We start from the raw sequence: 13,824 nt of genomic DNA, 5'->3' as shown, positions 1-13,824 counted from the left end.
AGCTTAAATAAGCTCGCTTTCTATACCATTCTATCTATAGATTCTTTCACTGTAGCCGATAGCCTACTTAAATCTCCGTTTTGATTTATGCGTTAGCGACGAGGCAACAATGAAAATTCAAACCCAATTAGTCTCTGGGATCAGCGCCGCACTGTTATTGCTGGTTATCGTGTCCGTTGGGGTTAGCACTTGGGTGATGCGTGACTTACTCACCAACCGCTTGGAAAACAATGAACTACCAGCGGTACTTGGGGATGTGCAAGGAAAAATTGCGCTCAGCTTAAGCCAGCCTATCGAAGTTGCTCAAGCCGTTGCTAACAACCGTTTTATGACGCACTGGTCAGCGCAGGGCGAGGACAGCAGTCAACGACAACTGCTCATTGATTACTTAACCAGTGTTAGTCAACGCAATAATTTTGTTAGCGCCTTCTTTGTCAGCCAAAGTAGCCTCAACTACTACACCGAGCAAGGGGTACTTAAACAACTTTCTCGCTCCGCTGAACGCGATCAATGGTTCTTTGAATTTTTAAATAGCAGCAACGATATCGCGCTAAATTTTGACGTTGACGAGGGCACCGGAATTCCGACCGTGTTCGTTAACGTACGTGCCAAGTATGATAATCAGCTAGTTGGTGTTGCCGGTGTTGGTCAGTCGTTGCAAGCCTTGCAGCAAACCGTACGGCAATACCATTTAGGTGACCAAGGCTCGGTGTACTTAGTCAGTGCCGACGGCACCGTACAGGTACACCCTACTCGCAAAGACTTCCCTCAGCTTGGCAAACTGTTAACTCCAGAAGCCGCCAAACAACTGCTTGGCGGAGATGGCGTGCAGCAAACCATGATTGACCGTAACGGTGATAGCTGGCTCGTCGGTAGTGCGCCTTTGCCTAATACCGATTGGCGCGTTGTTGCCGAGGTTCCTCGGGCTGAACTGCTATCAGGGCTCAATACCGCTACGATCATGATCGTTGTGCTTTGCTTGCTCATTTGTGCCGCATTCATTGCCATCGGGGTATGGTTCTCGCGGCGTTTAGTCAAACCCTTAAAACTGCTAACCCGGCGCTTATCAGCGATGGCCTCAGATGGCGGCGACCTTACCCAGCGCATCGATATCGATAGTGACGATGAAGTCGGTGAATTGGCACAAAGTTTCAACCGCTTTATTGCCAACCTGCGTAATATTGTTGATGCGGTGCGAGAGAGCTCCTTACAACTGGCACAGCGGGTTGACTCAATTACCGAGGCCATGCGCACTGTGCGTGGCCGTGCCGCGGAACAAAATGAAAAAACCGACATGTCGTCTGTCGCTATGAATGAAATGGAAACCACCATTAAAGATATTGCCAATAACGCCAGCCAAACTGCCAATATGGCAAGCGAGGCCAACCAACATGGTCGCGTGGGCACAGATTCAGTCAGCGCTGCATTAACCCGAATGAATACCCTCAACCAAAGTATGGAAGAAGCGGATCAGACGGTATCGATGCTCGCCAAAGACGTCGACAGCATTAGCGATATTGCCAACACCATCATTGCTATTTCTGAGCAAACCAACTTGCTAGCACTGAATGCCGCCATCGAATCTGCTCGCGCGGGCGAAGCCGGTCGCGGCTTTGCGGTAGTCGCTGACGAGGTGCGCATGCTATCGCAACGCACTGCGCAATCCACCGACCAAATCCAACAACAACTCAGCCGTTTACAAAGCAGTGCCCAAAAGGCGGTAGAAGCGATGCAAGCGGGTCAGCGCCTGAGCCAAGAAACTGCAGAAGCGGTAAACCAGACCGGCGAAGAACTACAAATTATTGCCGATTTAATTACCCAAACCTCAGATATGAGTACCCAAATTGCGACCGCCACAGAGGAACAAGCACAAGTAGGTCAGAACGTTGCCGAAAACATCCACGAAATGGCGCAATTATCGCAAGCCGTCGCCGACGATATTCAACGCTCTGAAAACGATTGCGAACAAATGGCAGAACTGGCGAAGCAATTGCGTCAACGTCTATCACAATTCTCTACCTAACGGTCAGGCCACTCGGCGGATTCGACTCTGCTGCCAGAGCGTTCGTGCTAGCTCGGTAGCAGGTCGCTGAGCACCGCTCGCTAACCAATCCGCTACCGCTTCAGCGACATTGGGCCAGTGCAGCTGGCTCGAGCGAGCATGACTTAACCACTGACGAATTTTTACATCACTCAATTGGTGATGAAAGCTACCCAGTCCATAGGCTTCTAATAGACTGGCGTTAACTCGTTGCTCAAACTGACCATGCAACGGCTTAACCAGCAGCTTTTTTCCCTGACTTAAAGCTTCACTGGTGGTTTCAAATCCCGCATTACTGATCACTGCTGAGGCCTGTGAAAACTGCTCGGCAAATCCGACTCTTGAAGGTGCGAAGAACTGTAAGTGACCGGCCTGCCCCCGTTTTGCCTGCGGGTGAAAAATACTGAACTGGTAGTCAGTAAGCGGGGCTAGCCAATGGCGAATATCATCCAACGATTCAAACGGCAGGTAAACCAACACCTGCTGCGGGAGTGCTGGCAAGCGCCTCCCGCGCTGATGAATAATCGGTGGCAGTACGCCGTCGGCTTCCACCCAATGCATACCTAATACGTCTGTTGCCGGAGCAAACTGTTGAATAAACCAACGTTGGGTGGCGCGAACCTCTGCCTGCGGTAACGCTGAACAAAACGCATATTGGCGACCAATGCCGATACAACGTCGCCGTTGCTTTCTCGCCGCCCACGCGGTAATCGGTTCAAAGTCACTCACAATTAAATCGTATGGCGTCAAGTCAAGGCGATGGTAGTCGCGCCAAAACTGTTGCCAAGCATTGCTTTTGAGCGTAGCTGAAACATCAATTTTACCGCGTGAAGTGGCAAAGGTTAGTCCGCTCATGCAGCGGTAGTCGCCAAAACTATCGACATCAAATAATTGCTCTGGTGCACGCCCAGAAATGAGCACATCAACATCCACCTGATAGCGCTCTAGCGCTTCAACTAACGCACTGCAGCGGCTTAAATGGCCATTTCCCGTTCCTTGAACACCGAGTAAAATTTTCATCGTTAACCCCCTTGTGCAGTCAGCAATGTGGCAGCAAATGCTTACCAAGTTGGCAAACGAATGCTGGGGTCATGGTTGCCAACTGACATGGCAAGGTGGTGACATGGGTGTTAAGAATTAGTGACAAAAAGCTAAAAATCTGGGGTTTAGATAATCCCACACGCTTAACGTGTTGTTTCTCGGCGGCGAAAAAACGATAATAGGCGCTGTTTTCCACAGATTCACAACCGTTGGCATGACTGACTACCTTTTATTGCTTATTGGCACCGTGTTGGTAAACAACTTTGTGCTAGTAAAATTTTTGGGCTTATGCCCCTTCATGGGCGTGTCGAATAAGCTCGACACCGCTATTGGCATGTCCGCGGCCACCACTTTTGTACTTACCTTAGCCTCGGTTTGCAGTTATTTGGTTAACGAATATCTGTTGCGGCCATTGGATTTAATGTCACTGCAAACCCTGAGTTTTATTTTGGTCATTGCCGTGGTTGTGCAATTCACCGAGATGGTGGTGCATAAAACCAGCCCCACATTGTACCGTTTGCTGGGTATCTTTTTGCCCCTTATTACCACTAATTGCGCGGTTTTGGGCGTTGCGCTACTGAACATCAACGAGCGTCATAATTTTATTGAATCCATCATTTATGGCCTAGGCGCCGCGCTGGGTTTCTCGCTAGTCCTTATCTTATTCTCAGCTCTCCGCGAGCGCCTAGCCGCAGCCGATGTGCCTGCCCCTTTCAAAGGTTCTGCACTAGCAATGATTACGGCTGGTTTAATGTCACTCGCATTTATGGGCTTTAGTGGATTGGTGACGAATTAATGAGTATTGTCAGTGCCATTATTGCATTAGGCGTTTTAGCGCTTATTTTTGGTCTCGTACTGGGCTTTGCTGCAGTGAAGTTCCGTGTAGAGAGCGACCCTATCGTCGACCAGATCGACGCCATTTTGCCGCAAACTCAGTGCGGTCAGTGCGGTTATCCGGGTTGCCGACCTTACGCTGAAGCCATCGCCAACGGCGATGAAATCAATAAGTGCCCGCCGGGCGGTGAAGCCACCATTAAAGAACTAGCTGACTTAATGGGCGTAGAGGCTAAGCCGCTAGATTCAGCGCACGGTGAAGAAGCAGTAAAAACTGTCGCGGTCATTCGCGAAGACGAATGTATTGGTTGCACAAAATGTATCCAAGCCTGCCCCGTCGATGCCATTCTCGGCGCGGCAAAACAAATGCATACGGTGATAGCACATGAATGCACTGGCTGTGATTTGTGTGTTGAGCCCTGCCCCGTCGATTGTATTGATATGGTCGCGGAACGTCCGCGTCCAGAAACATGGCAGTGGGATCTTGGACAAATACAGCAGCGCCATCCAGAGGCGCAAGCAATTCCTGTAAAGATGGTGGAGTAAGGCGGTATGCGAGGCAATATTAGCGACATCGAAGCAGGCGTTATTTGGACATTTCCTGGTGGAATCCATCCGCCAGAGCGCAAACAACCCGCCAGTGACAAACCCCTGCGACGCATTGCGCTACCGCAACAATTAGTGTTGCCCTTGCGCCAACATATCGGCCAAGCTGGCGATTTACTTGTCGCTGAGGGAGACCGTGTATTAAAAGGCCAAGCGCTAACAAAACCGGGACTCACTAACGGCTTACCGGTCCATGCTCCAACCTCAGCCACGGTGATTGCCATCGAACCACGCGCTACCGCTCACCCGTCGGGACTCAGTGAGCTTTCTATTGTACTCAGCCCAGATGGTGAAGAACGCTGGATCGAGAAAAAGCCCTTAGCCGATTTCAGACAACACGATCGGGCAGAGTTGATTGCCACCATTAAAGCAGCCGGCATTGCAGGATTAGGTGGTGCAGGCTTCCCTACTGCACAAAAACTAGCACAGCAAAAGCCACTGGATTATTTAATCATTAATGGCGTCGAATGTGAGCCTTATATCTGCGCCGATGACCGACTGATGCGCGAGCATGCAGAGGAAATCCTCACCGGTGTCGATATCTTGTTGCATATTACCGGTATCGAAAAAGCCTTGATCGCCATCGAAGATAATAAACCAGAAGCGATCCAGGCAATGCGCGACGCCATCGCTGAGCGTTCGCAGTTTGCTCTGCGCATAGTGCCAACAAAATATCCATCGGGGGGCGAAAAGCAACTTATACAGCTGCTGACAGGACGCCAAGTGCCGAGTAAAGGCCTACCTATGGATATCGGCTTACTGATGCAAAACGTGGGTACCGCATTTGCGGTTAAACGCGCAATCATCGACGGTGAACCATTGCTGGAGCGGGTAGTAACGCTTACGGGAGAAGCCCTCCAGCAACCCGGGTGTGTGTGGGCATTATTGGGTACTCCAATCGCACACTTAATGGAGCAGGCAGGCTTTACCCCTGATAACCTTCCGCGCGTGATCATGGGCGGGCCAATGATGGGCTTTACGCTACCGGCATTGGACGTACCCGTTGTCAAAACCACCAACTGCTTGCTAGCACCAACCGAAAAAGAGTTGCCACCCACCCGTCAAGAGCTCGCCTGTATTCGTTGTGGCGCTTGTGCTGATGTTTGCCCTGCATCGCTACAACCACAACAATTACAGTGGTTAGCCAAAGCCAAAGATTACGACGCGTTGGAGCAACAGCAGCTATTTGATTGTATTGAATGCGGTGCTTGCGCTTACGTTTGCCCTAGCGAAATTCCACTCGTGCATTACTACCGCAAGGCCAAAGCAGAAATTAAAAATATTGCCCGCGAAAAGGCCAAAGCAGAAATTGCTAGGGAGCGCTTTGAGGCACGCCAACAGCGTTTAGAGCGGGAAAAAGAAGAGCGTTTGGAACGTCACCGCAAAGCCGCGGAAGCGCGACAAAAAGCCAAACAAGAGGCGCAACAAAGTGGTGCAGAAGATCCGGTGCAAGCGGCCCTTGAACGGGTAAAACGGAAAAAAGCCGAAGCCGCCAACGCAGAAGCCCCAGCAACCAACGATAAGCCGCAAAAGTCAGCGGCAGTGGCCGCAGCCATTGCCCGTGCAAAGGCTAAAAAGGCAAAGCAGCAAGCGGCTGACGCAGCAGACAACGAAAAGGATGAATCATAGCCATGTCATTTTTTATTGCGTCTTCCCCGCATGAGCACAATCGCCGACAAACTTCCGATGTGATGCGTTGGGTGTTATTGGCAGCGATACCAGGAGTATTGGTGCAACTGTTCTTCTTTGGTTGGGGTGTGCTTTTCCAATTGCTACTGGCCATCGTCACCGCTTGGGCTACAGAAGCAATTGCGTTGCAAACACGGAATCGCCCGGCTCTGGCCAGCTTAAAAGATAATAGTGCATTGGTCACCGCAGTGCTGTTGGCGATCAGTATTCCGCCGTTGGCTCCGTGGTGGGTGATAGTGATTGGTGTGGCTTTTGCGATTATTGTTGCCAAGCAAGTGTACGGGGGGTTGGGACAGAACATTTTCAATCCGGCAATGGTCGGCTATGTGCTATTACTCGTGTCGTTCCCAGTGCAAATGACTAGCTGGTTGCCGCCAGCAACACTCAGCGATAACGATTTAAGCCTGTGGCAAACCCTCCACGTTATTGTATTTGAGTACACGCCGTCAGGTTTTAGCGTAGAACAACTGCGAACCGGGATTGACGGTGTCACTATGGCAACACCATTAGATACCGTCAAAACCGGACTGACCCAAGGCTACACCTTATCTGAATTGACCGCGAAATCGGTTTTCCAAGGTATCGCTGGCGTTGGTTGGCAGTGGGTGAATGTCGCCTATTTAGTCGGCGGCTTAGTGCTCCTGCAACAGCGAATCATCTCTTGGCATATCCCGTTAGGGGTCATTGTCGGAGTCGCTGCACCCGCGTTAATCGCTCACAGCATTAGTCCCGACCAAATGTTAGGTCCAGTGACACATGTGCTGAGTGGCGCAACCATGCTTGGCGCATTTTTTATTGCCACCGATCCGGTTTCCGCGGCCACCTCAAATAAAGGTCGCTGGATCTTTGGGCTATTAATTGGTTTGCTGGTTTGGCTTATCCGCAGTTTTGGCGGTTACCCAGATGGCATGGCATTTGCGGTACTCCTAGCAAACCTCTGCGTACCTATTATTGACCGTTATACTCGTCCTACAGTATATGGCCATGGAGGTTCAGCATGACGCTCAGTAACATGCGAAAAAATGGCTTGATTCTGGCACTATTCGCCGTCATTGCTACGGCGTTAGTGGTCGGCACCGAAAAGCTCACTGCGTCGCAGATAGAGCGACAGGCGCAGCAACAGCTACTCAGTACCTTGAATCAAATTATCCCGCCGGCTCGGCATGACAACGACTTGTACCAAAGCTGCCGGTTGCTCACGTTACCGCAAGCGCAGCAACCGTCGACACTGTATCGCGCGTGGCTAGCGCAAAAACCGCAAGCAGTGGCTATGCAAGTGACCGCACCGAACGGTTATTCCGGCGCTATTCGGCTGTTGGTTGCGGTGGATAACAGCGGCTATGTTATGGGCGTACGAGTACTTGAACACAAAGAAACACCTGGCCTTGGCGATAAAATTGAAACGCGCAAGAGTGATTGGATTAACGAGTTTAATGGCAAAACCGTAAAAGGTGCGGACGATGACCGTTGGGCGGTAAAACGCGACGGTGGCATGTTTGACCAATTTACTGGGGCCACGATCACGCCGCGGGCGGTTGTCGGTGCGGTGGAACGCGCCGTTGAATTTATTAAAGCGAATCCTGAAAAGGTTTACAGTGATAACTTGCCGCACTGTCAGGAGCAACATCATGAGTGAGTATCAACAATTAGCTAAACAAGGGTTATGGTCTAATAATCCAGCACTCGTGCAGCTGCTCGGGCTCTGCCCGCTGTTGGCAGTGACCTCGACAGTCACTAATGCTCTTGGCTTGGGGCTTGCGACTCTCGCTGTGCTGATGGGCTCGAATTTAATTGTCTCATTGGTACGCCAGTGGGTACCGGATGAAATCCGCATTCCAGTATTTGTGATGGTCATCGCTGCACTGGTAACCGTTATTCAGTTGCTGATGAATGCCTACGTTTATGGCTTATACCAAGCACTGGGTATCTTTATTCCACTTATCGTCACTAACTGTGCGATTATCGGCCGCGCCGAAGCCTACGCATCCAAGAACCCTTGGCAAACATCGTTATTTGACGGCTTTGCTATGGGCTTAGGCTTCACTTGTGTGCTGGTGTTGCTGGGAGCCATTCGCGAAATATTGGGTAACGGCACATTGTTCGCAGGGGCAGAATTATTGCTCGGTCCTTGGGCGGCGTCGCTTAAAATTGAATTATTTCAAATTGATTACCCGTTACTACTGGCGATTTTGCCACCTGGCGCCTTTATTACCATGGGTTTCATTATTGCCGCAAAAAATGTCATTGATAAACGCCAGAAAATGCACGCAGAGCAACCACAGAAATCGGTCGAGCGCGCTCGCGTGACGGCACAATAACAACAATTAGTCGTTATGAATCAACAGAAACGTATCGAAATTCTCAGTCGGTTGCGGGACAACAATCCAAAGCCAACCACTGAATTAGAATATGACACGCCTTTTCAACTGCTGATAGCAGTTATCCTCTCCGCTCAGGCGACGGATGTTGGCGTGAACAAAGCGACCCGCAAGTTATTCCCTGTCGCGCCTGACGCGTACAGTATGGCAGCGCTCGGCGTAGACGGCCTTAAGCAGTACATCAAAACCATCGGGCTGTTTAACGCCAAGGCCGAGAATGTGATCAAAACCTGTCAACGCTTGGTCGCTGAATATGATGGTGAAGTACCGGAAAACCGTGAAGTGTTAGAGTCGTTGCCGGGGGTTGGCAGGAAAACCGCCAACGTGGTCTTGAATACCGCTTTTGGCTGGCCTACCATCGCCGTCGATACGCACATTTTCCGGGTGTCTAATCGCACCAAACTAGCGCCAGGGAAAAACGTTAACCAAGTCGAGCAAAAATTACTGAAAGTGGTACCAGCGGAATTTAAAGTGGATGTCCACCACTGGCTGATTCTGCACGGCCGCTACACCTGTATTGCCCGCAAGCCGCGTTGTGGCTCTTGTATTATTGAAGATTTGTGTGAGTTTAAAGACAAGACCAGCGATTGAGGGGTTAGAGTGCTAACCCCGTGTTGTCTGGCTTTGATAGTTGCACGATAACTCGACGGTTTTTATCGCGACCAAGGTTATCGTCGTTACTGGCGATAGGACGGTTCTCACCATGCCCTACGGTCATAATACGATCAGCAGCAACACCGCGTTGCACGAAGAATTGCTTAATCTCATCGGCTCGACGCTGTGACAGTTGCTGGTTTGGATAACGCGCGCCGAAGGAATCGGTGTAAGAATCGACAAGAACCAAGTCGAGATCGGTATCCACTTGCAAGTATTGACTAATTTGCGCCAATTTTTTCTTCGCGCTGGTCGTTAGCCCTTTATTACCAGACTGGTAGGTCAATACCGTGTACGAAATATCTTCGAAACTGAAGGGTAATAACTGCCCAACACACTGCATAAATTCATCGTATTGCGGACGAAAATTTACCGCAGATAACGACACTGTGAGTTTATCGCGTTGGTTATACCAATCTTGATAGAAGAATGTTGGCAAGCGACCTTTCTCCAGCTCGCTTAACAGTGTCCAAGCAAGGTCTTTCGATAGTTCGCCATCGAACTGCTTGTACAGGCGCATATCACCGAGCCGGTAACCACCGTGCCCAGGCTGCCATTTCGGCGCAATCGAACGAATACTAGCAACCCCATAAGTGTCTGGCAGTTGGCGCATATCCATATGCATGGTCAAATTTAACTGCTTGCCGGCGCGGCTAACAAATTCCACCTTACCGTAGCGCGGAATGGTATGGGACAGCTCACACTGTAATCGTGAAGCTTGCGCGAGTTGCCATTCAGAATTATCCAAACTCGCCCCATAGTGCCTAACAGCTGCGCTAGCGCTTGCACAACTTAATGTGGCGCCAACAGCTACGGCAAGGGTTAACTGCGCAAGTTTTATCATAGATCACACCTAAAGCTACGCTATTTTTCTTTGACTTTTTATCGGCCTAAAATCCAATCTCTTTAGCCTAGCAAAGAAGAAATTGCCTATCGGATCTGCCATAATAAGCGCTTTTACGCCGACAATCAGGGGGCGCTGTGAGCGAATCGCCAAACACCTTAATGAAACAACGCTTTCGCGGCTACTTTCCCGTGGTCATTGATGTCGAAACGGCGGGCTTTAATGCGAGCACCGATGCACTGTTAGAAATTGCAGCAGTGATTTTAGATTTTGACGATAACGGTCAATTATTTCCCAAGCAAACGCTCCACTACCATGTAGAGCCTTTCGAGGGCGCTAACATTGAGCAAGCCGCCATCGATTTTAACGGCATCGATCCATTCAGTGCCTTGCGGGGTGCCGAAGCTGAAGCCGAAGTGCTAAAAGAAATGTTCAAACCCATTCGCAAAGCACAGAAAGCGGCTGGCTGTCAGCGTTGCGTATTGGTGGGACACAACGCCACGTTTGATCATTCTTTTATGATGGCAGCCGCGCAGCGGGCGAATATCAAACGCAACCCATTCCACCCGTTTGTGACCTTTGATACCACTTCACTGGCGGCGTTAACGCTAGGTCAAACAGTGTTAGTTAAAGCCTGCCAAGCGGCGGGAATTGATTTCGACCAAAAGCACGCCCATTCCGCAGACTACGACACCGAGCGTACCGCTGAGTTATTTTGTTGGATGGTTAATCGTTGGCAGCAGTTAGGCGGCTGGTCATTCGGCGATGACGAATCGTCTGCCACAGAGTAAACTTTATAGAAAACCAAACAGGAACTGCTATGCGAACCCTAATCAAAACCCTCACTGCTACCTTCGGATTAGCACTTTGCGCGTCCGCTCAAGCGAAAATTATTTGGCAAGATGCCAGCCTAACCTACCTTAACGGTAGTGAATATGAGTTGGGTGACAACGATCGCCAAGTTTTCACTTTCGAGCACACTGCCGCAACCTCTTGGGGTGACAGCTTTTTGTTTGTTGACCGCATTGAATCTGACAATGGCTTTACCGAAACCTACGGTGAATTATCGCCGCGCCTACAAGTCACCGACTGGAGTAATGATTGGATCAGTGGGCTCTATGTCGCGACTACTTGGGAGTTTGGTGACGGCTTTAACAACTACCTAATAGGCCCGGGTATCGGGGTAAAGGCGCCAGGCTTTGACTACCTAAACTTCAACCTATATCGCCGCAGCAACGAGTTTTATGAGAGTAACTACCAACTCACCACAACCTGGGGATTGGCCTTAGGCCCACTTTACTACGATGGTTTTATTGACTGGTCATCGGCGAGTAACGGCCATGCTGCTGAAATGAACTTTACCTCACAGCTAAAGTACAACATCGCGCCGTTGGTGGGATTGGGTGATGATAAACTCTATGTGGGGATCGAATACGTATTTTGGAACAATAAATTTGGTATTGATGGCATCGACGAGCGCAATGCTAACTTGCTCATCAAATACCACTTTTAACCCAACAAAAAAGGCGGCACCCAGAGGATGTCGCCCTTTTCTATTTGATAACGCTTAGACTTACAGCTTGTCAGCGTTTTTAGAAAGGTATGCAGCCACGCCTTCAGCGTTTTCTTTCATACCTTCTTTACCTTCTTCCCAACCTGCCGGGCAAACTTCACCATGTTTTTGGTGGAAGTTCAGGGCGTCGACCATACGCAACATTTCGTCGATGTTACGGCCCAATGGCAAGTCGTTAACGACTTGGTGACGTACCACACCGTCTTCGTCAATTAAGAAAGAGCCACGGAAAGCAACACCTGCTTCAGGGTGCTCAACGTCATACGCTTTGCAAATGCTGTGACGTACGTCAGCAACCAACGGATATTTCACTTGACCAATACCGCCGTCGTCGGTTGACGTGTTGCGCCATGCGTTGTGAGTGAATTGTGAATCGATAGAAACACCGATAACCTCAACGCCACGCTTTTTGAACTCGTCTAAACGCTTGTCGAATGCGATCAACTCAGATGGACAAACGAAGGTGAAGTCTAGTGGGTAGAAGAACACTACCGCTTTTTTGCCTTTGATTGCATCAGACAATTTAAAGTCTTCAACAATTTCACCCGTTCCCAGTACCGCGGCAGCAGTAAAATCTGGGGCTTTACGACCTACTAATACACCCATTGATTCACTCCATTGTTTAGTTTAAAGAATTGTTGCTCTAAAAAGATGGGGACTCTTTACTACGTAAACAACCCCCAAAAAGCTTTACTCAATTATGACTTTTCTTCCGGCGCAGGATGACGCTCCGCAACCTCAGAAATGAGCGTTTGCAATTCACCCTGTTGGAACATTTCCAAGATGATGTCGCAACCACCGATTAGCTCGCCTTCCACCCACAACTGTGGGAACGTTGGCCAGTTGGCATATTTTGGCAGTTCCGCACGAATATCAGGATTCTGCAAAATATCAACGTATGCGAAAGCTTGGCCACAGCTCATCATGGCTTGTACCGCTTGCGCTGAGAACCCACAACTCGGCAACTTCGGAGAGCCTTTCATGTACAAAAGAATCGGGTTTTCAGCAATTTGCTGCTTAATTTTGTCTTGCGTTTCCATTAGTCGACCTCAAACGCTTTGTGCTACATGTAGTTAGCGCATAAGTTTAACACAGACCTCGGCGAATGTTCAGTTAGACAAAAACTATTGCCTTAATCTAAAAAATCTCCTTGAAAGGCGAACCAGATGCCCTTATATCTCGTAATGCATAATTACTTAAGTCGGCTAGAGGAATAAGCGGACTAAAGCACACAACAACTTATGGAGACACATCATGGCATTTGAATTACCAGCACTTCCGTACGAGAAGAACGCATTGGAGCCACATATTTCAGCAGAAACGTTGGAATACCACTACGGCAAACACCATGCGACCTACGTCAGCAAGTTAAACGATGCTGTGAAAGGAACGGATCTTGAAGGTCAGTCGTTAGAAGATCTGATCAAATCACAAAAAGGCGGCATCTTTAACAACGCCGCACAAGTGTGGAACCACACGTTTTACTGGAACTGCCTAAGCCCGAACGGTGGCGGTGAAGCAACAGGCGCAATCGCTGACGCAATTAACAGCAAATTTGGTTCTTTCGACAAATTCAAAGAAGAATTCAACGCCCAAGCAGCAGGTAACTTCGGTTCAGGCTGGACTTGGTTAGTGAAAAAGTCTGACGGCTCTGTCGACATCGTCAATACTAGCAACGCAGACACCCCAGTTGCACATGACGGAATGACTCCACTGTTGACAGTCGATGTTTGGGAACACGCTTATTACATCGACTACCGTAACTCTCGCCCTAATTACTTAGGCGCGTTCTGGAGCCTAGTAAACTGGGACTTCGTGAACAAAAACTTCGCCTAAACGCGAGATAACCAACAACAGCCCGCTTCACCGCGGGCTTTTTTGTGCCTGCTGGCTAGGGATTGGTTGCTCTCTACCACGGCGATGAGCTTGGGCGCGTCGGCAATTCTTTACCGCGGCTGCTAGCTTAGGCTCGCGGCATCGTCAGGGTTGGGGGAAAACTCGGGGTGTGGGCGCTGGGGTGATTGGTGCTCAGCGTCCCGCTGGTTCACGGTGTCTCCGGTAAAAAGACGCTCGAGCCATCCATGGCCGCTCAGTCTCTGGCCCTCCCTGGCCAGAGATGCTTTTTACCGGAGCCCCCGCGCCCCAACGAGACGCTAATCAATAT

At 49.8% G+C, this 13,824-nt stretch carries 15 protein-coding genes; 11 read left to right on the top strand and 4 right to left on the bottom strand.

Features of this window, described 5'->3' with window-relative positions; genetic code table 11:
• The first annotated feature begins 109 nt into the window (after positions 1-109).
• Positions 110-2,023: a methyl-accepting chemotaxis protein gene (locus CWI84_RS09645; RefSeq protein ID WP_126842393.1), complete on the top strand. Its 1,914-nt coding sequence runs from the start codon at positions 110-112 to the stop codon at positions 2,021-2,023.
• A gap of 3 nt (positions 2,024-2,026) precedes the next feature.
• On the opposite strand, the gene CWI84_RS09640 is transcribed toward CWI84_RS09645, so the two are convergent.
• Positions 2,027-3,061, bottom strand: coding sequence for a glycosyltransferase family protein (locus tag CWI84_RS09640; RefSeq protein WP_126842392.1), 1,035 nt, complete (start codon positions 3,059-3,061; stop codon positions 2,027-2,029).
• Between the two features lie 235 nt (positions 3,062-3,296).
• Here CWI84_RS09640 and rsxA point away from each other — a divergent pair, with 235 nt between their 5' ends.
• The 7 genes from rsxA to nth are packed head-to-tail and all read left to right on the top strand — an operon-like array spanning position 3,297 to position 9,180.
• Positions 3,297-3,878: an electron transport complex subunit RsxA gene (gene rsxA / locus CWI84_RS09635; RefSeq protein ID WP_126842391.1), complete on the top strand. Its 582-nt coding sequence runs from the start codon at positions 3,297-3,299 to the stop codon at positions 3,876-3,878.
• Positions 3,878-4,462 carry an electron transport complex subunit RsxB gene (gene rsxB / locus CWI84_RS09630; protein WP_126842390.1) on the top strand — a complete coding sequence of 195 codons (585 nt, stop codon included), beginning with the start codon at positions 3,878-3,880 and terminating at the stop codon, positions 4,460-4,462. Before rsxA ends, rsxB begins: the two co-directional genes overlap by 1 nt.
• A 6-nt stretch (positions 4,463-4,468) precedes the next feature.
• Positions 4,469-6,151, top strand: coding sequence for an electron transport complex subunit RsxC (gene rsxC, locus CWI84_RS09625; protein ID WP_126842389.1), 1,683 nt, complete (start codon positions 4,469-4,471; stop codon positions 6,149-6,151).
• Between the two features lie 2 nt (positions 6,152-6,153).
• Complete coding sequence (gene rsxD, locus CWI84_RS09620) at positions 6,154-7,212, top strand: electron transport complex subunit RsxD (RefSeq protein ID WP_126842388.1); 1,059 nt, start codon at positions 6,154-6,156, stop codon at positions 7,210-7,212.
• A complete protein-coding gene (gene rsxG / locus CWI84_RS09615; protein ID WP_126842387.1) occupies positions 7,209-7,847 on the top strand; it encodes an electron transport complex subunit RsxG in 639 nt (212 codons plus the stop codon). Before rsxD ends, rsxG begins: the two co-directional genes overlap by 4 nt.
• Entirely contained in the window at positions 7,840-8,529 is a 690-nt protein-coding gene (locus CWI84_RS09610; protein ID WP_126842386.1) for an electron transport complex subunit E, read from the top strand. Before rsxG ends, CWI84_RS09610 begins: the two co-directional genes overlap by 8 nt.
• 15 nt (positions 8,530-8,544) lie before the next feature.
• Entirely contained in the window at positions 8,545-9,180 is a 636-nt protein-coding gene (nth, locus tag CWI84_RS09605; protein ID WP_126842385.1) for an endonuclease III, read from the top strand.
• 4 nt (positions 9,181-9,184) lie between these two features.
• Here the strand turns inward: nth and CWI84_RS09600 are convergent, their stop codons facing one another.
• Positions 9,185-10,087, bottom strand: coding sequence for a flagellar protein MotY (locus CWI84_RS09600; protein ID WP_126842384.1), 903 nt, complete (start codon positions 10,085-10,087; stop codon positions 9,185-9,187).
• 161 nt (positions 10,088-10,248) lie between these two features.
• On the opposite strand from CWI84_RS09600, the gene rnt reads away from it, so the two are divergent.
• Both rnt and CWI84_RS09590 read left to right on the top strand, forming a co-directional pair.
• The gene (gene rnt / locus CWI84_RS09595) at positions 10,249-10,878 is read left to right on the top strand and encodes a ribonuclease T (protein WP_420843728.1); all 630 of its coding nucleotides are present in this window, start codon (positions 10,249-10,251) and stop codon (positions 10,876-10,878) included.
• A gap of 29 nt (positions 10,879-10,907) precedes the next feature.
• Positions 10,908-11,600, top strand: a complete 693-nt coding sequence (locus CWI84_RS09590) for a DUF5020 family protein (protein ID WP_157981015.1) — start codon at positions 10,908-10,910, stop codon at positions 11,598-11,600.
• 60 nt (positions 11,601-11,660) lie between these two features.
• Here CWI84_RS09590 and CWI84_RS09585 read toward each other — a convergent pair whose 3' ends face one another.
• A complete protein-coding gene (locus CWI84_RS09585) occupies positions 11,661-12,266 on the bottom strand; it encodes a peroxiredoxin (RefSeq protein ID WP_126842382.1) in 606 nt (201 codons plus the stop codon).
• A 92-nt stretch (positions 12,267-12,358) separates the two neighbouring features.
• Entirely contained in the window at positions 12,359-12,700 is a 342-nt protein-coding gene (locus tag CWI84_RS09580; protein ID WP_126842381.1) for a Grx4 family monothiol glutaredoxin, read from the bottom strand.
• A 214-nt stretch (positions 12,701-12,914) separates the two neighbouring features.
• On the opposite strand from CWI84_RS09580, the gene CWI84_RS09575 reads away from it, so the two are divergent.
• Complete coding sequence (locus tag CWI84_RS09575) at positions 12,915-13,496, top strand: superoxide dismutase (RefSeq protein ID WP_126842380.1); 582 nt, start codon at positions 12,915-12,917, stop codon at positions 13,494-13,496.
• Positions 13,497-13,824: the final 328 nt, after the last annotated feature.

The sequence above is a fragment of the Idiomarina tyrosinivorans genome, from assembly GCF_003987475.1.
Taxonomy (GTDB): domain Bacteria; phylum Pseudomonadota; class Gammaproteobacteria; order Enterobacterales; family Alteromonadaceae; genus Idiomarina; species Idiomarina tyrosinivorans.
The sequence above is the reverse complement of the archived record's forward strand: the minus strand, read 5'-3'. Positions and strand labels throughout refer to the sequence as shown.

Coding starts and splice junctions, on each gene's coding strand:
- nth (WP_126842385.1), top strand. CDS start 8,545: ATGAATCAACAGAAACGTATCGAAATTCTCAGTCGGTTGCGGGACAAC.
- CWI84_RS09600 (WP_126842384.1), bottom strand. CDS start 10,087: ATGATAAAACTTGCGCAGTTAACCCTTGCCGTAGCTGTTGGCGCCACA.
- rsxG (WP_126842387.1), top strand. CDS start 7,209: ATGACGCTCAGTAACATGCGAAAAAATGGCTTGATTCTGGCACTATTC.
- rsxA (WP_126842391.1), top strand. CDS start 3,297: ATGACTGACTACCTTTTATTGCTTATTGGCACCGTGTTGGTAAACAAC.
- CWI84_RS09640 (WP_126842392.1), bottom strand. CDS start 3,061: ATGAAAATTTTACTCGGTGTTCAAGGAACGGGAAATGGCCATTTAAGC.
- CWI84_RS09580 (WP_126842381.1), bottom strand. CDS start 12,700: ATGGAAACGCAAGACAAAATTAAGCAGCAAATTGCTGAAAACCCGATT.
- CWI84_RS09610 (WP_126842386.1), top strand. CDS start 7,840: ATGAGTGAGTATCAACAATTAGCTAAACAAGGGTTATGGTCTAATAAT.
- CWI84_RS09590 (WP_157981015.1), top strand. CDS start 10,908: ATGCGAACCCTAATCAAAACCCTCACTGCTACCTTCGGATTAGCACTT.
- CWI84_RS09645 (WP_126842393.1), top strand. CDS start 110: ATGAAAATTCAAACCCAATTAGTCTCTGGGATCAGCGCCGCACTGTTA.
- CWI84_RS09585 (WP_126842382.1), bottom strand. CDS start 12,266: ATGGGTGTATTAGTAGGTCGTAAAGCCCCAGATTTTACTGCTGCCGCG.
- rsxB (WP_126842390.1), top strand. CDS start 3,878: ATGAGTATTGTCAGTGCCATTATTGCATTAGGCGTTTTAGCGCTTATT.
- rnt (WP_420843728.1), top strand. CDS start 10,249: ATGAAACAACGCTTTCGCGGCTACTTTCCCGTGGTCATTGATGTCGAA.
- rsxD (WP_126842388.1), top strand. CDS start 6,154: ATGTCATTTTTTATTGCGTCTTCCCCGCATGAGCACAATCGCCGACAA.
- rsxC (WP_126842389.1), top strand. CDS start 4,469: ATGCGAGGCAATATTAGCGACATCGAAGCAGGCGTTATTTGGACATTT.
- CWI84_RS09575 (WP_126842380.1), top strand. CDS start 12,915: ATGGCATTTGAATTACCAGCACTTCCGTACGAGAAGAACGCATTGGAG.